The organism is Thermosynechococcus sp. NK55a, from assembly GCF_000505665.1.
In the GTDB taxonomy this organism is placed as follows: Bacteria; Cyanobacteriota; Cyanobacteriia; order Thermosynechococcales; family Thermosynechococcaceae; genus Thermosynechococcus.
On the sequence record NC_023033.1, the window covers coordinates 147,154 to 172,254 of the forward strand.

At 54.3% G+C, this 25,101-nt stretch carries 30 protein-coding genes and 1 tRNA gene; 16 read left to right on the forward strand and 15 right to left on the reverse strand.

Annotated features, from left to right (window positions below; all coding sequences use genetic code 11):
• Window positions 1–89: 89 nt before the first annotated feature.
• Entirely contained in the window at window positions 90–755 is a 666-nt protein-coding gene (locus NK55_RS00690; protein ID WP_024123945.1) for an ABC transporter ATP-binding protein, read from the reverse strand.
• Window positions 756–780: 25 nt separating this feature from the next.
• Between NK55_RS00690 and NK55_RS00695 the strand changes: the two genes are divergently transcribed.
• Window positions 781–1,668: a Sll0314/Alr1548 family TPR repeat-containing protein gene (locus NK55_RS00695; RefSeq protein WP_024123946.1), complete on the forward strand. Its 888-nt coding sequence runs from the start codon at window positions 781–783 to the stop codon at window positions 1,666–1,668.
• 149 nt (window positions 1,669–1,817) lie between these two features.
• A complete protein-coding gene (locus NK55_RS00700) occupies window positions 1,818–2,558 on the forward strand; it encodes a TerC family protein (RefSeq protein WP_024123947.1) in 741 nt (246 codons plus the stop codon).
• On the opposite strand, the gene ndk is transcribed toward NK55_RS00700, so the two are convergent.
• On the reverse strand, window positions 2,533–2,985 hold the full coding sequence (ndk, locus tag NK55_RS00705) for a nucleoside-diphosphate kinase (RefSeq protein ID WP_024123948.1): 453 nt from the start codon (window positions 2,983–2,985) through the stop codon (window positions 2,533–2,535). The genes NK55_RS00700 and ndk overlap by 26 nt on opposite strands.
• 55 nt (window positions 2,986–3,040) lie before the next feature.
• Between ndk and NK55_RS00710 the strand changes: the two genes are divergently transcribed.
• Window positions 3,041–3,838 (forward strand): PhzF family phenazine biosynthesis protein, encoded by a 798-nt coding sequence (locus tag NK55_RS00710; protein WP_024123949.1) that lies wholly within the window; start codon window positions 3,041–3,043, stop codon window positions 3,836–3,838.
• Here the strand turns inward: NK55_RS00710 and cobO are convergent.
• From cobO to NK55_RS00730, 3 genes are all read right to left on the reverse strand, one after another.
• Window positions 3,835–4,437 (reverse strand): cob(I)yrinic acid a,c-diamide adenosyltransferase, encoded by a 603-nt coding sequence (gene cobO, locus NK55_RS00715; RefSeq protein ID WP_024123950.1) that lies wholly within the window; start codon window positions 4,435–4,437, stop codon window positions 3,835–3,837. The genes NK55_RS00710 and cobO overlap by 4 nt on opposite strands.
• A gap of 3 nt (window positions 4,438–4,440) precedes the next feature.
• A complete protein-coding gene (locus NK55_RS00720; RefSeq protein ID WP_041428862.1) occupies window positions 4,441–5,397 on the reverse strand; it encodes an RNA polymerase sigma factor, RpoD/SigA family in 957 nt (318 codons plus the stop codon).
• Window positions 5,398–6,037: 640 nt separating this feature from the next.
• A complete protein-coding gene (locus NK55_RS00730) occupies window positions 6,038–6,358 on the reverse strand; it encodes a hypothetical protein (protein WP_024123953.1) in 321 nt (106 codons plus the stop codon).
• Between the two features lie 365 nt (window positions 6,359–6,723).
• Between NK55_RS00730 and NK55_RS00735 the strand changes: the two genes are divergently transcribed.
• Both NK55_RS00735 and NK55_RS12220 read left to right on the forward strand, forming a co-directional pair.
• Window positions 6,724–8,265 carry a bifunctional pantoate--beta-alanine ligase/(d)CMP kinase gene (locus NK55_RS00735; protein WP_024123954.1) on the forward strand — a complete coding sequence of 514 codons (1,542 nt, stop codon included), beginning with the start codon at window positions 6,724–6,726 and terminating at the stop codon, window positions 8,263–8,265.
• Between the two features lie 57 nt (window positions 8,266–8,322).
• Window positions 8,323–8,676: a hypothetical protein gene (locus tag NK55_RS12220; RefSeq protein ID WP_024123955.1), complete on the forward strand. Its 354-nt coding sequence runs from the start codon at window positions 8,323–8,325 to the stop codon at window positions 8,674–8,676.
• 52 nt (window positions 8,677–8,728) lie between these two features.
• On the opposite strand, the gene NK55_RS00745 is transcribed toward NK55_RS12220, so the two are convergent.
• Window positions 8,729–8,950 carry a DUF4327 family protein gene (locus NK55_RS00745; RefSeq protein WP_024123956.1) on the reverse strand — a complete coding sequence of 74 codons (222 nt, stop codon included), beginning with the start codon at window positions 8,948–8,950 and terminating at the stop codon, window positions 8,729–8,731.
• A 276-nt stretch (window positions 8,951–9,226) separates the two neighbouring features.
• Here NK55_RS00745 and NK55_RS00750 point away from each other — a divergent pair, with 276 nt between their 5' ends.
• The 4 genes from NK55_RS00750 (at window position 9,227) to recF (ending at window position 13,064) form a co-directional block, all read left to right on the forward strand.
• Window positions 9,227–10,435 carry a M20 family metallopeptidase gene (locus NK55_RS00750; protein ID WP_024123957.1) on the forward strand — a complete coding sequence of 403 codons (1,209 nt, stop codon included), beginning with the start codon at window positions 9,227–9,229 and terminating at the stop codon, window positions 10,433–10,435.
• 7 nt (window positions 10,436–10,442) lie between these two features.
• Window positions 10,443–11,096, forward strand: a complete 654-nt coding sequence (locus NK55_RS00755) for a response regulator transcription factor (RefSeq protein WP_024123958.1) — start codon at window positions 10,443–10,445, stop codon at window positions 11,094–11,096.
• 329 nt (window positions 11,097–11,425) lie between these two features.
• Window positions 11,426–11,914, forward strand: coding sequence for a DUF427 domain-containing protein (locus NK55_RS00760; protein WP_024123959.1), 489 nt, complete (start codon window positions 11,426–11,428; stop codon window positions 11,912–11,914).
• A 10-nt stretch (window positions 11,915–11,924) separates the two neighbouring features.
• Entirely contained in the window at window positions 11,925–13,064 is a 1,140-nt protein-coding gene (recF, locus tag NK55_RS00765) for a DNA replication/repair protein RecF (RefSeq protein WP_024123960.1), read from the forward strand.
• Here the strand turns inward: recF and NK55_RS00770 are convergent.
• Window positions 13,003–13,389, reverse strand: coding sequence for a hypothetical protein (locus NK55_RS00770; RefSeq protein WP_024123961.1), 387 nt, complete (start codon window positions 13,387–13,389; stop codon window positions 13,003–13,005). The genes recF and NK55_RS00770 overlap by 62 nt on opposite strands.
• A 12-nt stretch (window positions 13,390–13,401) precedes the next feature.
• On the reverse strand, window positions 13,402–13,707 hold the full coding sequence (locus NK55_RS00775) for a cell division protein SepF (protein WP_024123962.1): 306 nt from the start codon (window positions 13,705–13,707) through the stop codon (window positions 13,402–13,404).
• Window positions 13,708–13,939: 232 nt separating this feature from the next.
• On the opposite strand from NK55_RS00775, the gene NK55_RS00780 reads away from it, so the two are divergent.
• From NK55_RS00780 to NK55_RS00800, 5 genes are all read left to right on the forward strand, one after another.
• A complete protein-coding gene (locus NK55_RS00780; protein WP_024123963.1) occupies window positions 13,940–14,725 on the forward strand; it encodes an energy-coupling factor ABC transporter permease in 786 nt (261 codons plus the stop codon).
• 120 nt (window positions 14,726–14,845) lie between these two features.
• The gene (locus NK55_RS00785; RefSeq protein WP_041428866.1) at window positions 14,846–15,136 is read left to right on the forward strand and encodes an energy-coupling factor ABC transporter substrate-binding protein; all 291 of its coding nucleotides are present in this window, start codon (window positions 14,846–14,848) and stop codon (window positions 15,134–15,136) included.
• Entirely contained in the window at window positions 15,137–15,928 is a 792-nt protein-coding gene (cbiQ, locus tag NK55_RS00790; protein ID WP_024123964.1) for a cobalt ECF transporter T component CbiQ, read from the forward strand.
• 1 nt (window position 15,929) lies between these two features.
• Window positions 15,930–16,784: an energy-coupling factor ABC transporter ATP-binding protein gene (locus NK55_RS00795; RefSeq protein WP_024123965.1), complete on the forward strand. Its 855-nt coding sequence runs from the start codon at window positions 15,930–15,932 to the stop codon at window positions 16,782–16,784.
• Window positions 16,785–16,919: 135 nt separating this feature from the next.
• A complete protein-coding gene (locus NK55_RS00800) occupies window positions 16,920–17,282 on the forward strand; it encodes a response regulator transcription factor (RefSeq protein ID WP_024123966.1) in 363 nt (120 codons plus the stop codon).
• Between the two features lie 2 nt (window positions 17,283–17,284).
• Here NK55_RS00800 and NK55_RS00805 read toward each other — a convergent pair whose 3' ends face one another.
• Complete coding sequence (locus tag NK55_RS00805) at window positions 17,285–18,547, reverse strand: phospholipid carrier-dependent glycosyltransferase (protein ID WP_024123967.1); 1,263 nt, start codon at window positions 18,545–18,547, stop codon at window positions 17,285–17,287.
• Between the two features lies 1 nt (window position 18,548).
• Window positions 18,549–19,676, reverse strand: coding sequence for an HhoA/HhoB/HtrA family serine endopeptidase (locus NK55_RS00810; protein ID WP_041428869.1), 1,128 nt, complete (start codon window positions 19,674–19,676; stop codon window positions 18,549–18,551).
• Window positions 19,677–19,830: 154 nt separating this feature from the next.
• Between NK55_RS00810 and NK55_RS00815 the strand changes: the two genes are divergently transcribed.
• Window positions 19,831–20,691, forward strand: coding sequence for a prephenate/arogenate dehydrogenase (locus tag NK55_RS00815; protein WP_041429363.1), 861 nt, complete (start codon window positions 19,831–19,833; stop codon window positions 20,689–20,691).
• On the opposite strand, the gene NK55_RS00820 is transcribed toward NK55_RS00815, so the two are convergent.
• The 5 genes from NK55_RS00820 to NK55_RS00840 form a co-directional block, all read right to left on the reverse strand.
• A complete protein-coding gene (locus NK55_RS00820; protein WP_024123970.1) occupies window positions 20,668–21,159 on the reverse strand; it encodes a phosphate-starvation-inducible PsiE family protein in 492 nt (163 codons plus the stop codon). The two genes, NK55_RS00815 and NK55_RS00820, sit on opposite strands and share 24 nt — an antisense overlap.
• Before the next feature lie 2 nt (window positions 21,160–21,161).
• Window positions 21,162–21,917 (reverse strand): MBL fold metallo-hydrolase, encoded by a 756-nt coding sequence (locus tag NK55_RS00825; RefSeq protein ID WP_024123971.1) that lies wholly within the window; start codon window positions 21,915–21,917, stop codon window positions 21,162–21,164.
• A 10-nt stretch (window positions 21,918–21,927) separates the two neighbouring features.
• Window positions 21,928–22,404 carry a hypothetical protein gene (locus NK55_RS13740; protein WP_225871764.1) on the reverse strand — a complete coding sequence of 159 codons (477 nt, stop codon included), beginning with the start codon at window positions 22,402–22,404 and terminating at the stop codon, window positions 21,928–21,930.
• Complete coding sequence (locus NK55_RS00835; RefSeq protein ID WP_041429365.1) at window positions 22,401–23,429, reverse strand: serine/threonine-protein kinase; 1,029 nt, start codon at window positions 23,427–23,429, stop codon at window positions 22,401–22,403. The genes NK55_RS13740 and NK55_RS00835 overlap by 4 nt, the downstream gene beginning before the upstream one ends.
• A 98-nt stretch (window positions 23,430–23,527) precedes the next feature.
• Window positions 23,528–23,600: transfer RNA gene (locus tag NK55_RS00840), tRNA-Thr, on the reverse strand.
• A gap of 257 nt (window positions 23,601–23,857) precedes the next feature.
• On the opposite strand from NK55_RS00840, the gene NK55_RS00845 reads away from it, so the two are divergent.
• Window positions 23,858–25,096: a protein kinase domain-containing protein gene (locus tag NK55_RS00845; protein WP_024123972.1), complete on the forward strand. Its 1,239-nt coding sequence runs from the start codon at window positions 23,858–23,860 to the stop codon at window positions 25,094–25,096.
• The last annotated feature ends 5 nt before the right edge of the window (window positions 25,097–25,101 follow it).

Genomic DNA, 25,101 nt, shown 5'->3' on the forward strand with positions numbered 1-25,101 from the left:
AAGGGCTGTACCTCTTGTGGTTGTAGCAGAAAATCAAGCTGTAGAGCGACTTTGCGTCCCTGCGGTAACAAATTGCAAAGTTTTGCTACCTAAGTATTAAAACTTATTACAGGACTTGACTGAGGGGAAGTCAGTGGTACTAGACAACCGTTTTCCAATCGCCACCTGCGATCGCTCATCTCCTGCAGTTCGGTGGCCTCATGGGTCACCACAAGAAGACTCCAGTGTTCCTTGAGGCGGCCCAGTAGCTGTACCAATTGGCGGCGCATGGACCAATCCAGACCCGCTGTGGGTTCATCGAGCAAGAGCAGGTAGGGTTGACGCACCAGTTGCACAGCGAGAGCAAGGCGACGCTGCTGCCCACCACTGAGGGATTCAGGGCGGGTGTGCAAAGGCAGGTGATCGAGGCCAACATCGGCAAGAGCACGGTAAAAATTTTCGTAGGGAATTTCTGGGTGGCCAAAGCGCAACTCTTCAAGAATGGTGCTGCCGCAGAAGTAGCGATCTGGGAACTGAAAGACCAATCCGGCCAACTGTTGTAAATGATCCGGTGTGAGAACCTGATCCTGCCATCGAATGATTCCCCGACTAGGGGTGGCCAAGCCCGCTAAAATTTCCAGTAGGGTGGTCTTGCCGGATCCACTGGGTCCGATAATCAATCCCAGTTCAGCCATACCCAAGTCTAAATTAATGTCCCGCAAAATGGGTTGAGGGGTGGCGGCGGGATGGTAGCTGAGATGGCGAACCGAAAACAAGATGCAGACTCCGGAGGTAACGACTGTGCAAAGACGTCAATGGCGCCTATGGCAATACTTTGCTCTCTATCTTAGTGGAGCGATCGCTCCCTGGGTACTGAGTACGGCTGCCCTTGCTGGAGATCCTTTCCGGAACGGCCCCCAGGCGCGACCCATTTCAGATGCAACGGAAGCCGTCTTTGTTGCCCTCTTTCGCGATGGTGACTATGTCAAAGGTAAGGAGTTACTGCCCGCTGCCCTAGAGCGCGATCGCCAAGAACCCCTAACGCTGACGTTGGCTGCCGCCATTGCCTATCTCAATGAAGACTGGGCAGAGTACAAACGCTATGCTGAGGCAACCCTCCGCGCTGCCCAAGCCCTCACGCGCCGCGATCCCCTGCGGGGTAACCTTTACCAAGCAGTCGGTCACTTCTTGATGGCTGGCTATGAAATCTCCGATGCGGGATCCGGTCCTGTAATGGGTACGCCAGCCGCTCTGTTGCGGGTACAGCGGGTTCTCGATCATGTGGGCCGCGCCGAAGCTGTCAATCCTCGCGATCCGGAATTGAATCTTATCCGTGGCTTTATGGAGTGGGGCATTGCTAGTAATGTCAGCTTTGTCAGCATGGATCGGGCGATTCAAACCCTGCAAACCTACGCTGCTCCTGATTACCTGAGATATCGGGGGTTAGCCTTGGCCTATCGCGATCGCAAGCAATGGCCCCAAGCCTTAAACGCCGTTGATCAAGCCTTGGCACTTGCGCCCAACAATCCAGAACTGTTTTATCTGAAAGCCCAAATTTTAGCCGCCAGTGGCAAGCGATCGCAGGCGCAGCAATACTTCCAGCAGGCCCTTGCCAAACAAAACCAATTGCCACGAGGCATTCGCGAGGAGATTCAGCAGTTTAGCCGCCGTATCCTACCTCAGGGCTAGGGTACTCGCTCCGACAAAGGAACTCCTTGGGTTTCCAATACGGAATCCAATACTGACGTCAGGGGTGCCATCCTTGGGAAAAAGGCTGTACCGCTAGTGTGCGACGATAAGGATAAGCAGCCAAAAATCTGGAGAACTTCCCTCGCCCAATGATTGATGAACTACTGGAACTCTCGCCCAACTGGGGACTAGATACCCTGTTGTTACTTGTGGTGTTGTTGGCATTGGAAGCAGTTCTCTCAGCGGACAATGCGATCGCCCTAGCAGCTTTGGTGCGCGGCATCGAAGATTTAGATCAACAGCGGCGGGCACTCAATCTGGGACTCGCCATTTCCTATGTTTTTCGGATTGGGCTTATCCTCACAGCCACTTGGGTCTTGCAGTTCTGGCAGTTTGAGTTGGCGGGGGCCCTTTATCTGCTGTGGTTATCGGCAAAGTACTTTTTCTTTACGACTGAGCCAGAGCATGAACACGAGCGGGTGATTCGTTCTTTTTGGCAGGCAGTCCCCCTGCTGGCCTTAGCGGATTTGGCCTTTTCCCTCGATAGCGTGACCACAGCGATCGCCCTGTCGGATGAGCGTTGGCTGGTATTACTCGGCGGCACGATTGGGGTGATTATGCTGCGCTTTATGGCGGAGCTATTTATTCGTTGGCTCAAAGAATTTTCTCGGCTTGAGGATGCGGGCTATTTCACAGTGACGCTAGTGGGCCTGCGGCTGCTGATTCGTGTCATCAATCCGCAACTCGTCCCCTCTGACTGGGTGATGATTAGCCTGATTGCCCTTTGCTTTACGTGGGGCTTTTCCAAGCGGGAGGTGGAGGAGCCAGACACTCCCCCAACCCTCTCCAAATCAACCCATGAGCCTACATCTCATACACCCAAGAGGTAAGGGCCGGCTCCCAAGGCACGAGTTCCTGGGTTTGGAACCAGAGATTGATTTCCCGCTCCGCATTTTCGGGACTGTCGGAGCCGTGAATCACATTCCGTCCCACATCTACGGCAAAATCGCCCCGCAGCGTTCCTGGTTCAGCATTGAGAGGGTTGGTGGCACCAATGAGTTTGCGGGCACTGGCAATCACCCCCCGTCCTTCCCAGACCATGGCCACCACTGGCCCAGAGGTAATGAAATTCACGAGCCCCGGAAAGAAGGGCTTGTCTTTGTGTTCGCCGTAGTGCTGCTCCGCAAGTTCGCGGCTGACGCGCATGAGTTTGAGGCCGACCAGGGTGTAGCCTTTTTGTTCAAATCGTTGGATAATCGTCCCCACTAGCCCACGTTGCACACCATCGGGCTTAATGGCTAGAAATGTCCGTTCCACGCAGTATGTCCTCTGCTCGATCTACAGGATTGATCTTACGGTTTTCGGGGGTCGGATGCCGCTACCACTGTACCAAGTTGATGCTTTTACTCAAGAACCCTTTCAGGGTAACCCAGCGGCGGTTTGTGTCCTAGAAGCATTTCCTGGGGATGAGACCTTAAGGGCGATCGCCCGTGAAATGAACCTTTCAGAAACGGCTTTTGTCGTACCGCTGGCCAGTGGCTTTCACCTGCGCTGGTTTACCCCTGTGGCGGAAGTGGCTCTGTGTGGTCATGCCACCCTCGCAACGGCCCACGTCCTCTGGCAACACCAGGGGGTGGTGGAGGACCTAGAATTTCATACCCACAGTGGTCTCCTGCGTGCCCAGCGCCTTGGGGATTGGATCGCCCTTGATTTTCCGCAGCAGCCCGTGACCCCCCTTGAGGATCAGCAGGTGCAAGCTTCAATCATTACAGCACTGGGAACAACGCCCCTGTTTATGGGACAAGCAGGGAGTGATCTGCTGGTGGAGCTGGCCGCTGCCGATGCCGTAGCCCAGTTGAAACCCGATTTTGACCAGATTGCCCGCCTGCCCTGCCGGGGACTGATTGTAACTGCCCGTGGCGAGAAATATGGATATGACATTATCTCTCGCTTTTTTGCCCCCCAATTGGGCATCCCAGAGGATGCCGTCACGGGCTCTGCCCACTGTAGTCTTTATCCCTACTGGCAAGCCAAGCTCGGTCAACGGGAACTGGTGGCCTATCAAGCTTCAGCACGGGGCGGCGTGATTAAAATGCAACCCCAAGGGGGCGATCGCCTGCTGCTATTGGGTCAGGCGGTTACCATCTTCGCCGGGGAACTCCTGCTTTAGAATTCGATCCCCGGCTGTGCCCTGACCCCCTGCTCACGAAAGGGATGCTTGACAAGGGTCATTTCTGTCACCAAATCCGCGGTCTCAATCAGGGCCTGGGGAGCACCGCGCCCGGTGAGAATCACATGGGTCATTTCTGGCTTGCGGGCAAGCCCCTCGAGCACCTCTGCCACATTTAAGTAGTCTAGCTTGAGGGCAACGTTAATTTCATCCAGCAGCACCAGGCGGTACGCGGGGTTTGTGATGTAGCTGAGGGCCAGCTCCCAAGCGGCTTGGGCACAGGCAATATCCCGCTGCCGGTCTTGGGTTTCCCACGTAAAGCCCTCCCCCATTGCATGGAAGGCCAATTGGTCTGACCAATGGCTAAGGACGGTTTTTTCCGCTGGCTCCCACGCCCCCTTAATGAACTGAATAATTGCCACTCGGTAGCCATGCCCTAGGGAACGCAGCACCATACCAAGGGCCGCTGTGGTTTTGCCCTTACCGTTGCCTGTATGGACAATAATGAGACCTTTTTCACGGGTGCGCTCCGCGAGGCGTTGGGCCTGCACGGCTTTGCGCTGCTGCATTTTTTGGCGGTGCTGTTCGTCAGTGAGCATGGGCTAGCTGGCAAGGTACTCGTGAATATCGCCCCGGCGTTTGCGGAGTTTGCTGAGGGCTTCCCGCTCAATTTGCCGTACCCGCTCACGACTAATGTTGAGCAGTTCTCCCACTTTGGCAAGGGTGAGGGGTTGACCATTCTCTAGACCAAAGCGTAGGGAGAGGACGTGGCGTTGCTGTGGGGTCAGATCCGCCATCAACCGTTCGAGGTCACTGCGCAATGAGGATTGAGTTGCAAACTCCTCGGGTGAAATGGAGGAATCCTCCAACAATTCCCCCAACTCTGTATCCTGATTATCGCCGACACGGACATCAAGGGAGAGGGGCTGCCGTGCCCGTTCGAGGTATTCCCGCACTTGGGCGGGGGTTAACTCCAGTTCTGCGGCCAGTTCGTTAATCGTGGCAGCGCGACCCAGGCGTTGGGACAGTTGTCGCTGGGCTTTTTTAATTTTGTTCAGCTTTTCGGTGATGTGGATAGGGAGGCGAATCGTCCGCCCCTTTTCAGCGATCGCCCGTGTGATGGCCTGGCGAATCCACCAGTAGGCATAGGTAGAGAAGCGATACCCCTTAGTGGGGTCAAATTTTTCTACCCCTCGCTGCATCCCGATGGTTCCCTCTTGAATGAGATCGAGCAAATCCACATTGCGCTTGATGTACTTTTTGGCCACCGAAACCACTAGCCGTAGGTTGGCTTCCACCATTTTCCGTTTGGCGCGCTCGCCATTCTCGATAATTGTCTCCAACTCTGCTTCACTGATGTTGGCGGCGGCAGCCCATTCAGCACGGGTGGGTTCACGGTTGAGTTCTGCCGCCAGCTTTTCGCGAATCTCGTTCATGGCGGCGAGCTGCTGCACTTGTTTTCCGTAGATCACTTCCTGTTCATGGGTGAGCAATGGCACACGGCCAATCTCCCGTAGGTAAGTGCGCACTAAATCTTTTGAGGTATCCATAGTCCCTATCGCTCGTTCTCAAGGTTGACAGCAGTGATTCGTCCAAAGCCTAGGAATATCGTTTTCTCTATAGGATGGGCGATCGCCCCTGCTAAAGATCGCGGCCAAGCCAACGGTGCTTTAACAGCTTTTGCAAAGCTAGATTACATATATTAAGAATCTTAACATTTCTAAATCTGTTCGGCAGAATACTAACACTGACCTTTAGCGGTTCTTAATCTTTCTTTTATATTTTCCTTATTGACAAAGCTCTATGAACTTTGAAAATAGAGACGAATTCAATAAATCCTCTATGCATGCCTCCGCCCCCCCGCCCTACTGAAGAGTTATCCATTCCTGCAGCTAGGGGTATGCAGTCGCCTTTTAGGAGTTGGACGTGCTGTCTTGGAGAAGGGATTTAATTTGGGCTAACAATTGGCCAGGTTTCCCCTCCTCAAAAAGGGCATTCACCAGGGCCAACCCACTGGTGAACAGGAGCAGTTTATTAAAATCAGCGGTGCTGCCGCCATTGGCAAAGCATAAATTTTGGCATTGCCAATCACCCCCGGTTGGGGGCAAGGGCTTGGCGAACCTAAAGCATTATAGGCCGGCGCGGTAATTTCGGTGTGGGGAGCGATGGCTCGCTGTTTTTAAGGGTTTCTAAGGGTTTTTAATTTGCAGCAGCCACTTCGGTGGTTGAGGCCACGGCGGCATCTTTACGTTTTTTCTTCTCTGTCACTGTTACAGGTCGCATTTCAATATGGTTGAGCAGGGTCGTGACAAAGGCAAAAAGCAAAAAGGGCAAGGTTAAGACCAAAATTAGCCCCCCGACCAGAAACGCCTGCACTGGATTGTTGTAGAGGGTGAGGGAGGCGGCCAAACCAATAAAGATCACAATTAGCCAAACAATGACTTGGCCATAAATATCCCCGAAGGTGAGGGTGCAGACGAAACGGTATTTTTGTAAACTGTTTTGTAGTTCATTGGCCATAGGGGCTATCCTCGCGGCGTATGCTCAACAGTTCCAGTTAAAAAACAAGCTTTTGACTAAGGCGGGGTGAAAGTGGGAGCTGTGTTACAGGGTTTGCAAGTATAGAAAAACGAAAGTACTTGAATTTTAGAGAACCTGCCCGCAAGATTAAAGCTTTTGCAACAAATGTACAAACTTTGGTCAAAAAAAGCAGGCCCGGGCACTAAACAGACCCTTTCTACACCTTTCTACAATGGGGATACCCTAAAAAACCTCTCTGATCTGAATCCTGGTTTTCGCAAGCTTGAGTGGCTTCTCGCCGTGGGAAAAGGGCTGTAATATGACAGATTGTACCAAAACTCCATCCATCGCCCCCGCAGCACTCTATGGGTAAGTTTTACCGTTTAACCACCACGGCGGGTTTACAGACTGCCCTTGGCGCATTCTCTCCGGCAACCACGGTTGGTTTTGTGCCGACAATGGGGGCACTCCATGGGGGGCATGCTGCCTTGATTCAGCGGGCACGGCAAGAGTGTGATGTGGTTGTTGTCAGTATTTTTGTCAATCCACTGCAGTTTGGTCCCCAAGAGGATCTGGAGCGCTATCCCCGTGCCCTTGAGGCCGATACTGCCCTCTGTCAGCAGTTAGGGGTGGATCTGCTCTTTGTGCCCAGTGTGGCTGAGCTTTACCCAACGGGGATGAAGCACTTGACCGTGGTGGAGCCGCCAAGGGAGTTAACGGAACACCTCTGTGGGCGATCGCGCCCCGGCCATTTTCGCGGGGTAGCAACAATTGTGCTGAAGCTGTTGCATCTAGTCCAGCCCGATCGCGCCTACTTTGGGCAAAAGGATGCCCAGCAGTTAGCGATTATTCGCCGCTGTGTAGCGGACTTGAATCTGGAGGTGGAGATCATTGGCTGCCCCATTGTCCGCGATGCCGACGGCCTTGCCCTGAGTTCCCGCAATCAATACCTGAATGCTGAGGAGCGCGCCACTGCCCTTGCCTTAAGCCAAAGCCTAGAGGTGGCTCAGGCTGCATTCCGTCAGGGCTGCTTGGAAGCGAGTCTGCTTCTAGCCCAAGTGCAAGATCATCTGCGCCAGTTTCCCCAGTTGCGCCTCGACTATGCCGAATTGGTGCATCCCCAGACCCTTGTGCCCTTGGAACGCATTGAGACCGTGGGTCTGTTGGCGATCGCTGGCTGGGTGGGGCAAACGCGCCTCATTGACAATTGTCTACTGGATCGCCGCCTGCCGATTCTGGCGGTGGATGGTCCTGCCGGTGCTGGGAAGTCAACCGTGACGCGACTGGCTGCCCAAGCCCTAGGGTTGCAGTACCTTGACACCGGTGCCATGTATCGGGCGGTAACTTGGTGGTGCTTGGAAAATAATATAGATTTCCACGATGAGCCAGCGATCGTAGAGGCGATCGCCCATTGTCAGTTGCATCTTGAGAGCCGTGATCCCCATCAACCAACGCGAGTGTGGATCAACAATCGCGAGGTCAGCCAAGCGATTCGCTCCCTAGAGGTGACGCAGCGGGTATCCCAGATTGCCGCCCTGCGCGGTGTGCGGCGGCTAATGGTACAACAACAGCGGGCGATCGGAGCCAATGGCGGAATCGCTGCTGAAGGTCGTGATATTGGCACCCATGTCTTTCCAGAGGCGGGCTTGAAAATTTTCCTAACGGCCTCCCCCCAAGAGCGTGCCCAGCGCCGCTGGCAGGAATTACAACAGCAGGGACAATGCGACCTCTCCTATGAAGAATTGCTTGCTCAGATGACCGCTCGCGACACAGCGGATCAGCAACGCACCTACGCCCCCTTTCGTAAAGCGGCCGATGCGATAGAAGTTTGCACTGACAACTTGGGGATCGATGAGGTAGTGAGTAAAATTGTCCACCTCTACCGCAGCCGCTTTCCTCAACCTTGAAGAGCAAGAGAGATTTCCCGTAGAGTAAAAGGGATAGTCTGCTTCGGGATGAACTCTATGGATCGCAATCCCCTCGAAATCGTCCAGCAACTCTACTACACCGGTATTGGAGCTGCGGCTGCCGCCATTGAATCGCTACAGGATGAAGCCAAGCGCCAAGAATACCTGACGCAGCTGCGAGTGGATGCCCGGCACCTGGCCACGGTCTGCGCTGAGAAAGGCCGACTCACTGAAGCCCAGGCCCGGGAACTAATTCAAGCCTTTATTGCTCAGCAGCGGCAAGCCCCCTCAACCCCTGAGCCTGCTGCTCGCGAAAGTGCCGACTTGGCCGCAGATATTCAGACGCTTTTGGAAACCCTGCGAGCCCTTCGCCAAGACCTACAGCAGGACTTAGACGCACCCACGTCCTAGGATTTGCCCATTAGGGGAAGTAGGTGCCCTCAATGATTGTTCTTTAATCGTTTTAATCGTTGTCCCAGCACTCACGACCAATGAGGTCGCCAATGCGATCGCGCAGCATAAAATCACAGCGCTCTAACTCTGCCTCAATGAGGGGCCACTCCCGAACGGGCACAAACTGGCAGAGGGTGTAAATGGGCTGCTGCCGACTGACCACACCTTTGGCCACCAATCGTCGTGCTTCATCTTTGACGAGTTCAATGGAGTATTGAAGGGATTGAACCATAACATCCTCGTTTGGCTGAAGAGACCCTAGGAGTCAGAATTGGCAAATTGTAATATCCAATACTGAACTATTTTAATTTTTGCCCTAGGGAGCTACCTGCCATAATAACAAATGTTTCCTAAGTCAGGGGGTTCTGACGAAAAAATCCTACGACTGGTGGAAGTAAGCCGTACCCAAGTTGCCTTGAGGGCTGAAGACCAATCCCTACCAATCCCCTAGCTAAGGGCATGCTTTATCCTAGAAGTGCATCCTAAACAAAATCTTAAAGACTGCCCCATGGCTTTCCATCTTCCGCAAGTGAGCTGCCAACTGCGTCCAGAGGTCGCTGCCCTACAACCTGAACTTGTGCAGTGGCGACGCTATTTGCACCAACGACCGGAATTGGGCTTTCAGGAACACCTGACGGCGGCCTTTGTCAGTGAAAAACTGCGGCAATGGGGGATTCAGCATCGCACTGGCATCGCCGAAACGGGCATTGTGGCGGTTCTTCCGGGATCTCGACCGGGGCCTGTGCTGGCAATTCGCGCTGATATGGATGCCCTGCCCATCCAGGAGGAAAACGATAAGCCCTATCGCTCTCTCCATGAGGGGAAAATGCACGCCTGCGGGCACGATGGTCATACGGCGATCGCCCTCGGCACTGCGAAATATCTGGCGACTCACCGCGATTTTGCTGGTACGGTCAAAATCATCTTTCAGCCGGCCGAAGAAGGTCCCGGTGGTGCCAAACCAATGATTGAAGCGGGGGTTCTCGATACGCCAAAAGTGGATGGCATTATTGGCCTGCACCTCTGGAATTTTCTGCCCGTTGGCACGGTGGGCGTGCGTAGTGGGCCGTTGATGGCGGCAGCGGAATTCTTTGAGTGTGAAGTGCACGGCAAGGGAGGACACGCGGCTTTACCCCAGTTTACAGTGGATACTGTGCTCGTTGTTGCTCAAATCATTACAGCGTTGCACACCATCGTCTCGCGCAATGTGGATCCCCTCGAGACTGCGGTGATCTCCGTGGGGGCAGTGCACGCGGGCACCGCAAAGAACGTGATTGCCGATACTGCAACGTTTCGGGGAACAGTTCGATACTTTAAGCCAGAGTTGGGGGACTGGCTACCCCAGCGCATTGAACAGGTGATTGCTGGTATCTGCCAGAGTCATGGTGCCACCTATCGCTTTCACTACGAGCGGATGTATCCCCCCACGGTCAACGATGCCAAAATGGCGAAATTAGTGCGCTCTGTTGCGGAATCGGTCGTCGAGGTGCCAGCTGGAGTCACGTCCCATTGTCAGACGATGGCCGCGGAGGATATGTCATTTTTTCTGAAAGCTGTTCCAGGCTGCTACTTCTTTTTGGGGTCAGCCAATGGCACACTGGGGTTAGATTTTCCCCACCACCATCCCCGCTTTGACTTTGACGAAATCGTTTTAAGTATTGGGGTTGAGCTGTTTGTCCGCTGTGTGGAGAAATACTGTGGTCTAGTGGAGACATAAATTTCCTATGTCCCTTACAGTACTCATTGCCGACGATGATCCCGGCATCCGCTTGTCGGTGAGTCGCTTTTTGGAATCCGAAGGGTACTGTTGCCTGACGGCGGGAGATGGGGCCCAAGCTTTGGAAATGATCCATCGCTATCAACCTCACCTGCTGATTACGGATATTGCCATGCCCAATATGAATGGCTATGAGTTAGTGCGGCAGGTCCGCCAGCATCCCTCGTTACGCTTACTGCCAGTGGTGTACCTAACGGCGCGCACGGAATTGGAGGAGCGAATTCGTGCCTATCGTACCGGCGGCGATGTCTATCTTGCCAAGCCCTTTGACCTCAATGAGTTAGCAGCGGTGGTGCGCAACCTACTCGATCGGGCACAACTGGTACAAATGGAGTGGCAGCAGCGACAGCAGCCTTTCTCTGTCTCGAAAAGCCAACGCGTTAGGGTTGATCTGACGCAGCGGGAAAAGGACGTTTTGGCTTTGTTGGTGGCGGGACTCTCCAATGCCCAGATTGGCGATCGCCTGCACTTGAGCGCGCGAACGATTGAAAAGCACGTCAGTAGCCTTTTTCAAAAAACAGCAGTTCACAATCGGGCTGAGCTGGTGCGACTGGCAATTGAACAGGGCTTGGTGGAGCGACAAACCAGTTCCCAACCTTGAGCTATAGCGGTTAGTTTGACATCCTCGCCGGCGATTCCTACTGCGCTCCGCAGGGATTGCACCTTGTCTAGTCGCTTTAAGGGATTCCTGCTTCCGACCGCTAGTGGGGTTGAATCCACAGGCCCTCCGGGGGTGTCTTGGATATTCCTGTTAGCATTGGATTTTCGTGCTAAGAACAATTAAGAACAATATTGTAGTCCAACTATTCTATGCTGTAACTAAGGCTGTAACTAAGAACGGAGACACCAATCCTGCTATCCTTGTGCGCCCTAGACGGCGGAGTTTGTTACGCCTTTGGTCAAAGCAGGATGTTCAGGAACTGAGAGCCCATGCAACAGATGCCCCCTGCCCCTGGTCAAGAGTCGGTCTGGGACTACCCCCGTCCGCCCCGTCTTGAACCCACGGCAAAACACCTGCGGGTGGTCTTTAATGGTGTGGTGATTGCTGACACCCAGCGGGGACAGCGGGTACTTGAAACCAGTCACCCCCCGGTGTATTACTTTCCGCCAGAGGATGTACAGTCGCAGTATCTGGTGCCCTCGGCACGGCAAACTTTTTGTGAATGGAAAGGACAAGGCGCCTACTACCACGTCAAGGTGGGCGATCGCCAAGCTGAGAATGCAGCGTGGTACTATCCCAAACCCACCCCTGCCTTTGCGCCAATCCGCAACTACATTGCCTTCTATGCTGCTTTGATGGATGAATGCACCGTGGATGGCGTGGTGGTGATTCCGCAACCGGGGGGCTTCTATGGCGGCTGGATTACGCCAGACATTGTTGGCCCATTCAAGGGGGCACCGGGAACGTGGGGCTGGTAAGGGCTGCTCAGTGTTTCTCAAGTCCCTCCATCTGCGCCACTTCCGCAACTACAGCGAGCAATCCGTGGTGTTTGCTGCTCCGAAAACTATCGTCGTCGGCGACAATGCCCAGGGCAAGTCCAATTTGCTGGAGGCTGTGGAGTGGCTGGCCACATTGCAATCCCATCGCACCCATCGCGATCGCGACCTGATTCAGCAGGGACAAGAGAGTGCCCAAATTGAAGCCACCCTTGAGCGCCAAGGGGTTCCCCTTGATCTGGCGGTGAGTTTGCGCCCCCCCTCAGGCCGTGTCCTACGGGTCAATGGCTGTACGGTCAAGCGCACTGCGGAATTTCTCGGTCAACTCAATGCGGTGGAATTTTCCTGCTTGGATTTGGAACTGGTGCGGGGTACACCAGCGATTCGCCGCAACTGGTTGGATCGGATTTTGGTGCAATTGGAACCCCTCTACAGTCAACTCCTGCAAACCTACCAAAAAGCCCTGCGCCAACGCAATGCACTCCTCAAACAGGCAGGCAGCCAAGGATGGGATGAAGCCCTCTGGCAAGCCTGGAATCAGCAATTGGTTATCAATGGCACCCGCATCATCCGCCGCCGACAGCGCCTCGTTGAACGCTTGGCTCCCTTGGCACAGCATTGGCAGCGAGTCTTGAGTGGCGATCGCGAGACCCTGACCTTGAGTTATGAGAGCCATGTGCCCCTTGGGGATGGCACCTCTGAGGCCATTGTGGCAGCCTTTAGTGAGGCCTTGGCGACTCGCCGCGCCATTGAACTGCTCCAAAAAACTAGCCTGGTGGGACCGCACCGTGATGATGTTGGCTTTTGGCTTAATGCTCAAAGTGCCCGTCAATTTGCTTCCCAAGGGCAGCAGCGCACGCTCGTATTGGCGTTGAAACTAGCGGAACTGGCTCTTGTGGAAAGTGTGGTTGGCGACACGCCCCTTTTGTTGTTGGACGATGTCCTCGCCGAACTGGATTTGCAGCGACAGGGAATTTTGCTGGAGGTGATGGGCGATCGCTACCAAACCCTGATTACCACCACCCACCTTGCCCCCTTTGCCGTCCCTTGGCGCAAGCAGGCGCAAATTCTTAAGGTAACGGCGGGGACGATCGCAAGCGTGCCTGACACTGCTGTTCAAACCACCGACTAATCTGGGGAATAGTTAGCTCGGCAATAGGCACCCCCTCCCTTTTAGCCACTTGCCGTAGTTGCTTGAGAGCGCTGATGAGAATTTGGCCATACCACGTTATAAATCCCCCCTGGCGTGCTTCCTCCGCTTGCAACTGGGGATCGGCAGCAACCAGTTCATAGACTTGGGCTGCGGTCAGGTCTTCGAGGGGCTTCCCCTCAATCTTGGTACGTAGGTAACGCTGGGCATACACCGCCACTCGAATCGCAAAGCGATCGGCCGCTGGCAAAAGCAGTTGATCAATCTCTTGGCACTCACTGACGGTGAGCAGATCCTCAGGGGTCATCAATAGCCTTGCTTAGACCAGTCCAGCAGGTGTCGGTACTGCTGTGCGTTCTTGGATATTAATCACGTTGGGAGTAAAGAGAAAGACACCGTCCCCAAGGCGCGATTGATGGCCATTGATGGCATAGGTGCTACCCGCGGCGAAATCGGAAATGCGCTGTGCCTCAGCCACATCAAGGTGCTCCAGGTTGAGAATCACTGCCTTGTCCGCCCGCAGCGCTTGCACAATCAAGGTGGTATCACTGAGGGACTGCGGCTTGATCACCACTACTTCATAACCGCTACTCAAGGAATGACTAAAGGCAGTTAGTTCACTCATGACACCCCCCTTGGGAACATAGCAACCGTACCTATGGATTTAATAATCCCATTAGACTTCCATTTTGTTATACCAACTACATCAAAGTCTATGCATATTTCAGCTTTGAGATCTGGCTACCAATCAATTCTTGAGCTATGGGTGGCTGTTTTCCTTATCCGTTGAAGCCCCCACTAGGGATAGTCAGGCAATCGGTTGACCCCTAAAATGGGCGCTACTGGGATTGGAAGCTATGTCCAGTAATATGGTCAAACGTAGTCAAGCAAAGCGATATGCTTCCCTGGGGGCGATCGCCCTTCTGACCACATACCTCGTGGTAGCGAGTCCTAATCCCGCCTTGGCCATGCACATCAGTGAGGGCTTTTTGCCCCTAGGTTGGGCTGTGGGTTGGTGGCTGGCCTTTCTCCCCTTCTTGGCATGGGGACTGTGGTCATTGCAACAGCAGATCAAACAACACCCCGAATCCACCCTACTGGTTGCCTTGGCAGGCGCCTATGCCTTTGTTGTCTCTTCTTTGAAGATTCCCTCGGTGACTGGCAGCTGTTCCCATCCTATCGGGATTGCCCTTGGGGCTGTTCTTTTTCGGCCTCCCTTGATGGCAGTATTGGGGACACTGGTGTTGCTCTTTCAGGCCCTCCTCATTGCCCATGGCGGATTGACGACACTGGGAGCCAATGCCTTTTCGATGGCCGTCGTAGGACCGTGGCTCGCTTGGCTTACCTACTGCAGCGCGTCTCGTTTGAGAGTGAAGCCGGCGATCGCTCTGTTTGCCGCTAGCTTTATCAGCAATGTGGGTACTTACACCTTGACCTCTTTGCAATTGGCCTTGGCCTTTCCCGACAGCGTGGGTGGCGTGGCCACTTCCTTTGCCAAATTTGGCACCCTCTTTGCCGTCACACAGATTCCCCTCGCCATCAGTGAAGGGCTGCTGACGGTCTTGGTGTGGAACTGGTTGACGACCTACTGTGTTGCAGAACTGCAGGCCTTAAGACTCTTGCCTGAGGAAGAGTTGCCCTAAAGGACTCTACCGGCTACCGGAGGATAGTCATTTCTGGGATATTTGATCTGAAAAACTGGTAAAAACTGGCACTCGAGGCTGTGCAGCAGAAAGATGGTGGAGGTTTTTGATGAATAAAAAATAGCGGCCCTCCTACTAGGAGCAGGAACCGTTGTCCTGGGCATCTTTCCTTTACTTTTCGTTAAGGGGAATTTTGAAGGTGCCGATGCCCAAGCCCAGGACTTGATTCAGGAGGTGGCGCCAGACTTTCAGCCGTGGGCAAAACCCCTTTTTGAGCCACCCAGTAGTGAAGTGGAATCGCTCCTATTTGCGGTACAAGCAGCCCTAGGGGCAGGGGCCATCGGCTTTATTGCCGGTCAGTACCACGCCCGTTCAGCAACCCCTCGACATTCTAAGGATCCTAGGGCGTGAATGCACCATCACCTCGATATCTACGCCTACACCAATGGTCTGCGGCATCTGCACCCCAAACAAAAGCTAATTTTTGCGATCGCCAGCCTGTTATTTACGTTTTTTGCTCACCCCCTTGTCCAGAGCTTGCTTTGGCTATGGCTCAGCCTTTGGATTCTTGGCTATGCCCGCATTCCGTGGCGGGTTTACTTCACCCTCCTAGCTACAGTGGCCGTGTTTTGGCTAGTGAGTTTACCAGGGTTAGTGGTGCAAATCATCCCGACGGAGACTTTAAGGGCTTCGGGCCAAGTGGTTCTTAGTGACATCTCCCTAATGGGCTGGTCGCTTTTTATCAGTGCCGAGAAATTGCACCAAGGCTTAACGGTAGGACTGCGGACAATTGTTGCCAGCACCTGTTTACTATTGATTTTATTGACGACTCCCTTCCCAGCACTGTTGGCAGTGGCTGAGCGCTGGGGCGTTCCCGCTTTCGTCCTCGATGTCTTGATGCTGATGTACCGCTATATCTTCACCCTCCTCGAAACTGCCTTCACGCTTCAGTTGGCGCAGCGGGCGCGGGGAGGCTATCAACGGCGATCGCGCTGGCTATTCAGCGTCAGTCTCTTAGCAGCTCAGCTTCTGCAACAATCGCTGCATCGCTATCAAGCCATTCAGCTTGCTTTGGTCAGTCGGGGCTTTCAGGGGCCGTTTCGAGTGTTGCGCCCCTGCACCTATACCTATTCCCAGCGGTATGGCCTCGAAGTCCTCATTGGTGGCAGTGCCCTGCTCCTGCTAAACACCGTGATGGTCTAAGATGTCTGTCCCCCTATTGGAATTTCATCAGGTTGAGTTTCGCTATCCCAATACCTCTGAACCGGTTCTGCGGGACTGCTCCTTTACCCTAGAGACAGGACGGAAAGTTGCCCTTTTGGGCCTGAATGGCTCAGGGAAATCCACCCTCTTTTATTTGGCTGCTGCCCTCTATCGGCGCGATCGCGGCGAAATTTACTGGCAAGGGCAACGCCTGGTTCACCAACCGGAGAAACTGCGGCAGTGGCGGCAACGGATTGGCTTAGCCTTTCAAGATCCGGAACAACAGTTGGTGGCAGCAACCGTAGCCGAGGACATCTCCTATGGGCTGTGCAATTTGGGTCTCAGTCCCCCAGAAGTGGAAGCTCGCCTCTATCAAATCTTGCAGGAGTTTGATTTAGTGGCTCTCGCTGACCGCCCCTTACATCATTTGAGCTTGGGGCAAAAACGACGGGTGGCACTGGCTGGGGTCATGGCCTTGGCACCAAGGCTGTTACTCCTGGATGAACCCACCACCTATCTGGATCAGCAGCAGCGGCAGCAATTGCGAGAAGTGCTAGAGAAAATTCACCAACAGGGGACAACAATTATGATTGCTACCCATGATCTGGATTTTGCCTATGGCTGGGCAGACTGGATTATAACTCTTGTCAATGGTCAGGTGGCAGTGAGCGATCGCGCCCAGCAGGTCTTTCAACAGTGGCCTGACCTTGCGCCCCACCTGGGAACCCCCACCCTCCTTGCTCTCTGGCAACAATTGCCCCCCGCGTGGCGACAACAGCGTCCCTTCCCCCGTACGGTACCAGAATTTAGCCGAGAACTCGGGGCACTCTTTCGGCATCTGCTCGACCAGAACTAAAGAACTTTGCTGACGCTCCTTAGCCTTGGAATCAAAGTGGTACCCTGGAGTATAGACAGCATCATTGGCTGTTCCAGTGCATATTCTAGTGCATAATAGTCAGCGTATTGTTTGCGGCATCAGGCAAAACCCCCTATGGCCACAATTATGGTTGTTGATGACAGTCCCACCCTGCGGGCAATGATTGTTGAACTCATGAAAGAACAAGGCTACGACGTTGTTGAGGCCGAAGATGGCATCGAAGCTCAGGAAAAAATCAAAGCCCAATGCCCTGACCTGGTGATTCTAGACGTGGTGATGCCGCGCATGAATGGTTATGAACTCTGCCGCTGGATTAAGGGAGAAGCGGCTTCCCAAAAGGTGCCAGTGATTATGTGCACAACTAAAGGTGAAGAATTTGATATTCACTGGGGCAAAAAACAGGGGGTGGATGCCTACATCACTAAGCCCTTTGATCCTGCAGAACTTGTTGCCAGCGTCAAACAGCTCTTGGGATAGCCCTAAATCCAAGACGGTAACCACATCCGCCTCAGAAAGTCTTGGGGCGTCAAGGGCAGTCCTAAATATAGGGGAAGCCAGTAAAGGAAGCCCCCGACAACTCCTCCTAGGACAGCAGTACGTGCCCAGCGTGCCCAGTCTCCCCAATCGCGGCTGGCTTCCCAGACCAAGGCCACAGCCATAAAGCTGTAGAGGGCAGCGGGGAGGTAGTGATAGAGAAAGACACAGCGGGTTACAAGTGCCCAAGGCAGGAGATTGGCGGCATAGTTCCAGAGCACAAAACGGCCTGCCGTTGTGGTCAGCCCAAGGGGTAAAAGTGCAAGGGTGGCTAAGGTGCCGAGCCACAGGAGGGGCGGATTGAAGAGGGCATAGACAGCATAAACCCACTGGGTATCCGCCATGGGTAGGGGCGGGCCAATGACGGGCACCGGTTCGCTGAGGGTTTGTACTCGCTGAAAAAAGTAGCTCATGGGGCGCAGCAACAGCGGCCAAGACCACCATGGCGAGCAGTAGGGATGGGCGGTACTGGCAACGCTGCGGTGAAAGTTAAACATTTGGCGATGCAGCTCAAGGAGACTCTGGTGGGGATGAAACTGGAGATGGGGCAGCCAGAGCAGGGTATAAACCCCAAAGGCAACCAGGGGCAGGACCAGGCACATCTGCCACCACTGGTAGGTCGTCTTCCCCTCAGCGGCCAGCGGCAACCTCTGCTGGAGAACCCAGAAAAGCTCCACCCCCAGCAAGAATCCCAAACCACTCCACTTCACAGCTCCACAGGCGCCAAAGGCAACCCCTGCGGCCATCAGCCAGAGCGATCGCCCCCTGCCCTGGTGGCGCAACCCCCACAGCCAAAGAATCTGTGCCACCACACCAAAAAGCACAAGGGAGATATTGATGAGAGCATAGCGGGACTCCACCAAAAAGAGGCCATCGAGGGCAACGAAGAGTCCCGATAACAGCGCCACGCGCGATCGCCGGGTCAGGAGATAGGCCAACACTGCCACTGCCACGGGAATCAGCGATCCCATCAGCGCATTCAACCAGCGATAGCCCCAAGGGTGAAAGCCGCCCCCCAGCCAAATGCTCAGGGCAATCAGGTATTTTCCCAGCGGGGGATGGGCATCAAAGAAAGGCACACCTGCAAGATAGTGGCGGCCAAAGCGGGCAAAATAGACCTCATCAAACACTAGGGTGGGAAAGCGGCTCAGGCCCCAAAAGCGGGTGGCAAGGGCAAAGAGCCACAGCAGCAGTAGCCCCAAGGGCATCTTAAGCCGCTCCCTGCAACGCTGCTGTCCGCACCGCAATCCGTTGAGTGCGATCGCCCCGCTGAACGGTTAAATTCAGAACTTGCCCCACCGCGGCACTATCGACAATGTTCTGCAACTGATCGGCGCTGGTAATCGGTTCCCCATCTACTGCGGTAATCACATCCCCCCAGCGCAGACCAGCTTTTGCCGCAGGCGTATTGGGCAACACCTGTAGGACAAGAACGCCATTGACTTCCGGCAGAATCACGGGTGAGTTGGGGTTAGCATTGTTTTCCTTGGCCATTGCCGGCGTAAAGGTGGTCATTTGAATGCCAAGGTAGGCGTGTTGAATTTTCTCACCCCGAATCAGGCGGGTTTGCAGGGCTTTGGCTTTGTTGATGGGAATGGCGAAGCCAATCCCCATGGCATCGGCACGAATGGCGGTATTAATGCCAATTACTTCCCCCGCTTCATTGAGCAAAGGTCCCCCCGAGTTGCCGGGGTTGATGGCCGCATCCGTTTGAATAAAATCAAGGCGCTTATCGGGGATACCCACTTGAGCGCTGGAGCGGTGGAGTGTACTAACAATCCCCAATGTTACTGTGTTGTCAAGGCCAAGGGGATTGCCGACAGCGATCGCCCAATCCCCCACCTTCACCTCACTGGAATCACCAAGGGGCGCCGTGGGCAATGGTTCGGTGACCCCTTTGAGTTTGACAATCGCTAGATCAGACACCTCATCCACGCCGCGCACTTCCCCCTCAAAGACTCGGCCATCCTTGAGGCGCACTGTCACCGTATCGGCTTGACTCACCACATGGGCGTTGGTCATGACAATGCCACTAGGATCAATGATGAACCCTGACCCTTGACCCCGCAGCCGATCCTCTTGGGGGGGCAAGGCTAAACCGGGGAAAAATTGGCGAAAGAAGGGATCACTCAAGAGGGGATCGGGGGTGCGCACAATTGTGCGTTCAGTATCAATGCGAACAACCGCATCCCCAACCCGCTCTACTGCAGCTGCTACAAAACTATGGTGAGCTGCGGCTGCCCACACCGGTGTATTGCTATTCAGATACCAAACCAGGGTAAGACCAAGGCAAAATTTGAGGGTCTGCTGAAGTAAATGGGCAAGGCGTTTCATCATGGATGGCCTAGAGCGCAACAGATTTATTTCTGATTGTATCGAAGCTATCTCCGCTGGCTGTGAAGCCAAAGCACAAATGTGCAGCGGCGGAGAATATCCCTCAGAACAAGAATAAGGTCACAATTGGAAAGGTGTTTAGGTTAGAGGCGGGATGCTGCGCATTGGTATTGTCGGGCTGGGACTGATTGGTGGGTCGCTGGGCATTGATCTGCGGGCCAAGGGGCACTACGTGGTGGGGCTGAGTCGGCGCCCTGAAACCTGCGAGCGGGCGATCGCCAGGGGAGCCATTGACTGGGGCGGTACGGAGCCGCAAACTTTGCGTGCCCTTGATCTGGTGTTTCTCTGCCCCCCTATCGGCAGCATCCTTCCTGTTGCACTTGAGATCATCCCCTATCTCAGTCCAGAAACGGTGCTGACGGACGTGGGATCCGTCAAGGGAGAGATCGTCCCCGCCCTCGAAAAACTCTGGCCACGCTATGTCGGTGGTCACCCGATGGCCGGTACCGCAGAATCCGGCATTGAAGCGGCCCAAGCTCATCTGTTTGAGAATGCTCCCTATGTTCTCACCCCCACCCTGCACACCCAAAGTGTTGCCATTGACTGTGTCGCTGGCGTGGTCAATGATCTCGGGGCAAAGCTGCTCTATGCCACCCCATCGGATCACGATCGCGCCGTTGCTTGGATATCCCACCTCCCCGTACTGGTGAGTGCAGCCCTGATTCTCGCTAATGCCCAAGAAGCCAATGAGCCAATTCGGACGCTGGCCCAGCAGTTGGCTAGCTCTGGCTTTCGCGATACCAGCCGCGTTGGGGGTGGTAACCCAGAGTTGGGACGGATGATGGCGGAATATAACCGCGCTGCCCTGCGCCACTGCCTGATTCACTACCGTGCCACCCTTGATGATCTGATTCGCCAAGTGGAGCAGGAGGACTGGGAGCACCTGCAAAGAGCCTTAGAGCAGGCCAAAGCTTACCGTGAGCAGGTCTATCCCTCAGGGACGCCGCCGATAGTTTAGACGACGCACAATCCAGTAACTGGCAGACAAGGCCAAGATGGCGATCGCCAGCCCCAGGAGCTTTGCCACCGTTTCTGGTTGGCTAATATCCAGAATGATGATTTTACGGGCAATGGCAATCAGGGAGGTAACAATCACCAGCTCAACAATCTGGGAGGAGACATGGGTTTTCAGGTAGGCCGTGATGTTTTCGAGAATTTCCAATGCCACCAGAACATTGAGAAAGAGGCCAAAGATTTTCACCAGTTCCAAGCTAAACTGCCCCAGGGGGGGTGAGAGTAGCTCTACCGTCAAAATCCGCCCCAAATCAATAATGGCGACGATGACCACCAGCAGCATCCCGATCGCCAGCACCCGCGTTGCTATGCCTTCAATCCGGCTGAGAAGGTGCAAAAATCGCTGATTGTCCTGAAGCAGAATGACGACCTGTTGCCCAAGGTCAATCAAAGACCGCAACCAGCGTCGCATTCCTAAGCCTCAGCCAGCAGAACAAGGGGAGTGTAGGCCACTGGTTCCACCAAACGAGTGCTGAGTCCAAGCCGCTGAAACGACCCTTGTAATTCCTCAAGGGTTCCTTGAACCGAGAGTAGTCGCGGTAGCCATCCCTGAAGGCGGAGGCTGCCATTGCCCGCTGTCGTGATCATGACCTTCGGTTGTAGCCATTGCCCCAATTCCAATGCTATTTTGCCCCCCTTGAGAATCGCCCCCACCAGGGGTAAACACACATCCAATAGGGGGGTAATCACCACATCCACCTTGCCATAGCTGCGCAGCCACGGATCATGAGAGCCGTGGGGTTCATAGTAGAGACTTTGGGTACCCCAGCGCAGAATGTACCCATTTTCCTGTTGAGTGGGGCCGATACTGGCACCCTTGGTGGCTTGGATGGCCAGATCGCGGTAGGTATGGGTTTGGTGGGGGCTAAGGGAAATCACCGTTTCAAAGCCAAGACTCTGGGCAACGTTGGCGGCACTGGGGGAGGCAATGACTGGTAGGGCGCGATCGCAGGCACGGAGGGTAGGCTCATGGCAGTGATCCGGGAGTCCTTGGGAGAGCAAAATGATATCCACATCGCTCGGCATGGCACAGGGGCGCGATCGCTCCGCCTGAAATAGCCAGGGGGTATTGCCAAAGGTGAGCGGGCCCACCAACCACGGATCAACCAGAACCCTTGTAGAACCCAGCTTCCACAACCACGTATTGCTCTCCAGCCACATTAACTGCATAGCTCCGCTCCTACAAGAACTGCGCCAAAACGTTGTAAATCAACAAAAAGATGTTACCGACAACAACGCAACCTAAGCCGACTAAACCACACATGAGCAGGGCCGTCGGTCCCCCCAATCCCGCCTGCAAGGAAGGAAAAAAGAAAAGAGCCGCCCCTGACAATGTCCCAATGATTAATTGTTCCCAGTGTTCAATCCAGCCTTTGAGCTGCATAAATACCAAGAGGGCAAACACCCCCCCAATCACACCAGCACTGACCCCAAGGGGTAATTGCCAACTGGTCATTAAGCTGGAAACCATCACCCCCAACGCCGCCATTTCAAAGCCCGTAAAGCCCGCCCCCATGAGAATTTTGAAGGCGGGTAAGGGTGGAGGAGGCCGCCGCGGTGGTCTCGCCTTTGCAGGGGGTGCCCCTTTGGGAGACGGTATCGGCACCGAAGGTGACGGTGGTGAGCTCACTTGGGAGGGCGGGAGGGGTGCCGTCACTGGCTGTGGAGAGGGGAGCGGTTGTGGCGAGGGGGGGGTGCTGGGGCGGGGGTAGGCGAAGCATTTAAGTCTGCTAAGACCTCTGCCGCCGATTGGTAGCGATCGCTCGGCGCCGGCTGCAACATGCGGTCTAGAATGTGCTGGAGCTGCTGACTGACAGAGGGAACATAGGAGTGCCAATTCCAGCGGTTGTTATAGGCATCAAATAGCTCTTCGGGGTCTTTGCCCGTTAGCAGCACAATACAAGTGACCGCCAAAGCATACAGGTCTGAGTTAGGAAAGACCCGTTCACCCCGTATCTGTTCTGGAGGCGCATAGTGAGCTGTATAAATACCGGTACTGCGGCTTTGGATAGACGTTTGGGAAACTTGTTTCACCGCCCCAAAATCCAGCAAGTAGAGCCGCCCTTGACCGGGAAACTTGGTTTTACTGGGGTGCTGGCGCATGATATTCGAGAGCTTGATATCGCGGTGAATAGAGCCGCGCTCATGGACATATTGCAGGACAGGCAGCAGCTCCCGCAGCACTTGTCGTACCTGCTCTTCGCTAAAGCAGCCCTGCTGCGCCAACTCGTCTTCTAGGGTTTCACCATCAATAAACTCCTGAACCAAGTAAAAGTAGCTTTCTTCACCGGAGCCGTTAAAGCTGGGGACTTCCTCGCGAAAAAACGCCAGTAAATCAGGAATTTGAGCATGTTGACCCAGTTCTTCGAGAACTTTTGCCTCCCGCTCAAAGAGTTCTTGAGCCTTTTGCAAGCTGTGGGGGTCTGAGACGTTGGGCAAAAATTGTTTAATAACACAGTATCGCCACCCTGGCGTATCCAAGTCCCGTGCTAAGTAGGCAGCCCCAAAGCCCCCCCGCCCCAAAACCCGCTCTGCCACATACCGACCCCGCAAAATGAGGGGCATGCCACAGGTGATGCAAAATCGGTCACGAATGCGACTGTAGCTCTGGTTAGGTTGATCCAATTCGGGAAGAGCATTTTGCGGACGCGGGCAATGGGGACGAGTACAATAAGCCAACATGGACCTGCTGATGCAAGGTTTCCTCTATAATACTGCCCCCAGAATATCTGCCACCCTTGCACAGGGCAAGACTTTTTAGGAATAGTAACCTCTTGACAAGCTGATGGTCGGACTCGAACCGACGACCTACTGATTACAAGTCAGTTGCTCTACCAACTGAGCTACACCAGCACTATTTCTAGCATACTACGTCTTAGCAACGTCTTAGCAACAGTGGGGAACCTTACCTATCAATCTTTTTTGGGCATTGCGCAGTCCCAGCGCCGAAAAGATTCAAGGCCAAGGCGGCCTGCTAAGGGGATGCCAAGTTGAAGATCGCAGCAATCGGGCTTGAGTTGTTAATGATTCATTGCAAACCCCAGCAGCCATCGGCAACGCCTAGAAAATGATCTAAGTTTTGATTAGCTTGCTGTGGCAGTTGCATCACCGTGATTATCCTGCACCTGTTGGACGCTTGGAAACGCACTCCGGTTAGAACCTGGCGTTTTCCCATAAAAACAACCATCCGCATTGGTCGCGCTGCAGACAATGATGTGATTCTCAACGATATTCTCGTTAGCCGCTATCACGCGGAACTCTCTTGCTACCGGGATCCAGAGAATCTCGATCGTTGGTTTCTCAAAAGTTTGGGGGCGATCGGTACGTTTGTCGATGGTCGCCTTGTTGATGAGAGCAAACTTGCCAGTGGCAGCCTCATCCAGCTAGGACCCACAGGCCCAATTCTGGAATTCCATGAGCAAACCTTTCGCCGCAGTGCCCCCACCCTTGGTGAGTGTACCCATGCCGGTAATATGCCCGGGAATCTGTTTTGCATTCACTGCGGTCAACCCCTCAATGTGCAGCACACCGTACGCAACTATCACATCCTGCGCCTTTTAGGCCAAGGCGGGATTGGCAGGACCTACTTGGCCTGTGAAGCTCACCCCCCTGGGGAATGGACTGGCAAGGTTCCAGAGGTGCGGGTTCTCAAGGAACTGCGGTCTGAGATGGCGGATAATGAGAAGGCACAGGAACTTTTTGAGCGGGAAGCTCGTATCCTGCAACTCCTTGACCATGCAGGGATTCCCCGCTTCTATGATTTTTTTGTGGAAGATGGGAAAAGCTATTTGGTCATGGAACTCATTCATGGCATTGACCTAGAGCGCTGGGTACTGCGCAATGGCCCGGTGCTGATTCCTCAGGCGGTGCAGTGGATGATTCAAACCTGTGGTGTCTTAGACTACTTGCACAATCAGGATCCACCAGTGATTCACCGTGACTTGAAACCTAGTAACCTGTTGGTGCGATCGCGGGATAACCAAATTGTTTTGATTGACTTTGGGGCGGTCAAAGAACTGGGGCATTCCCCCAGCCGCGTTGCTGTGGAGGGCTACAGCGCCCCGGAACAGATGATGGGCAAACCCACCATTCAGTCCGATCTGTTTGCAGTGGGCGCAACCTTAGCTTTTCTACTTTTGGGAGATAATCCAATTCGCTTCTATCATCACTGTCAGGGCTACCATCGGCTTGATGTATCGGATCGCCCAGAAATTCCCGATCCTTTGAAGGAGGTGATCCACCGCGCCACCGCACCTTTGATATCTGAGCGCTATCCTTCTGCTATTGCTTTGGCCAAAGCGCTTAGGCGGACCCTGGCAGAACTCTCCCAAGAATGGTCCAAAGTTTGATGCTC

Excerpts from the sequence above, each read along its gene's own strand:
- NK55_RS00700 (WP_024123947.1), top strand. The coding sequence starts at position 1,818 with ATGATTGATGAACTACTGGAACTCTCGCCCAACTGGGGACTAGATACC.
- NK55_RS00710 (WP_024123949.1), top strand. The coding sequence starts at position 3,041 with ATGCCGCTACCACTGTACCAAGTTGATGCTTTTACTCAAGAACCCTTT.
- cobO (WP_024123950.1), bottom strand. The coding sequence starts at position 4,437 with ATGCTCACTGACGAACAGCACCGCCAAAAAATGCAGCAGCGCAAAGCC.
- NK55_RS00730 (WP_024123953.1), bottom strand. The coding sequence starts at position 6,358 with ATGGCCAATGAACTACAAAACAGTTTACAAAAATACCGTTTCGTCTGC.
- NK55_RS00735 (WP_024123954.1), top strand. The coding sequence starts at position 6,724 with ATGGGTAAGTTTTACCGTTTAACCACCACGGCGGGTTTACAGACTGCC.
- NK55_RS12220 (WP_024123955.1), top strand. The coding sequence starts at position 8,323 with ATGGATCGCAATCCCCTCGAAATCGTCCAGCAACTCTACTACACCGGT.
- NK55_RS00745 (WP_024123956.1), bottom strand. The coding sequence starts at position 8,950 with ATGGTTCAATCCCTTCAATACTCCATTGAACTCGTCAAAGATGAAGCA.
- NK55_RS00750 (WP_024123957.1), top strand. The coding sequence starts at position 9,227 with ATGGCTTTCCATCTTCCGCAAGTGAGCTGCCAACTGCGTCCAGAGGTC.
- NK55_RS00755 (WP_024123958.1), top strand. The coding sequence starts at position 10,443 with ATGTCCCTTACAGTACTCATTGCCGACGATGATCCCGGCATCCGCTTG.
- NK55_RS00760 (WP_024123959.1), top strand. The coding sequence starts at position 11,426 with ATGCAACAGATGCCCCCTGCCCCTGGTCAAGAGTCGGTCTGGGACTAC.
- NK55_RS00770 (WP_024123961.1), bottom strand. The coding sequence starts at position 13,389 with ATGACCCCTGAGGATCTGCTCACCGTCAGTGAGTGCCAAGAGATTGAT.
- NK55_RS00775 (WP_024123962.1), bottom strand. The coding sequence starts at position 13,707 with ATGAGTGAACTAACTGCCTTTAGTCATTCCTTGAGTAGCGGTTATGAA.
- NK55_RS00780 (WP_024123963.1), top strand. The coding sequence starts at position 13,940 with ATGTCCAGTAATATGGTCAAACGTAGTCAAGCAAAGCGATATGCTTCC.
- cbiQ (WP_024123964.1), top strand. The coding sequence starts at position 15,137 with ATGCACCATCACCTCGATATCTACGCCTACACCAATGGTCTGCGGCAT.
- NK55_RS00795 (WP_024123965.1), top strand. The coding sequence starts at position 15,930 with ATGTCTGTCCCCCTATTGGAATTTCATCAGGTTGAGTTTCGCTATCCC.
- NK55_RS00800 (WP_024123966.1), top strand. The coding sequence starts at position 16,920 with ATGGCCACAATTATGGTTGTTGATGACAGTCCCACCCTGCGGGCAATG.
- NK55_RS00805 (WP_024123967.1), bottom strand. The coding sequence starts at position 18,547 with ATGCCCTTGGGGCTACTGCTGCTGTGGCTCTTTGCCCTTGCCACCCGC.
- NK55_RS00810 (WP_041428869.1), bottom strand. The coding sequence starts at position 19,676 with ATGATGAAACGCCTTGCCCATTTACTTCAGCAGACCCTCAAATTTTGC.
- NK55_RS00820 (WP_024123970.1), bottom strand. The coding sequence starts at position 21,159 with ATGCGACGCTGGTTGCGGTCTTTGATTGACCTTGGGCAACAGGTCGTC.
- NK55_RS00825 (WP_024123971.1), bottom strand. The coding sequence starts at position 21,917 with ATGCAGTTAATGTGGCTGGAGAGCAATACGTGGTTGTGGAAGCTGGGT.
- NK55_RS00835 (WP_041429365.1), bottom strand. The coding sequence starts at position 23,429 with ATGTTGGCTTATTGTACTCGTCCCCATTGCCCGCGTCCGCAAAATGCT.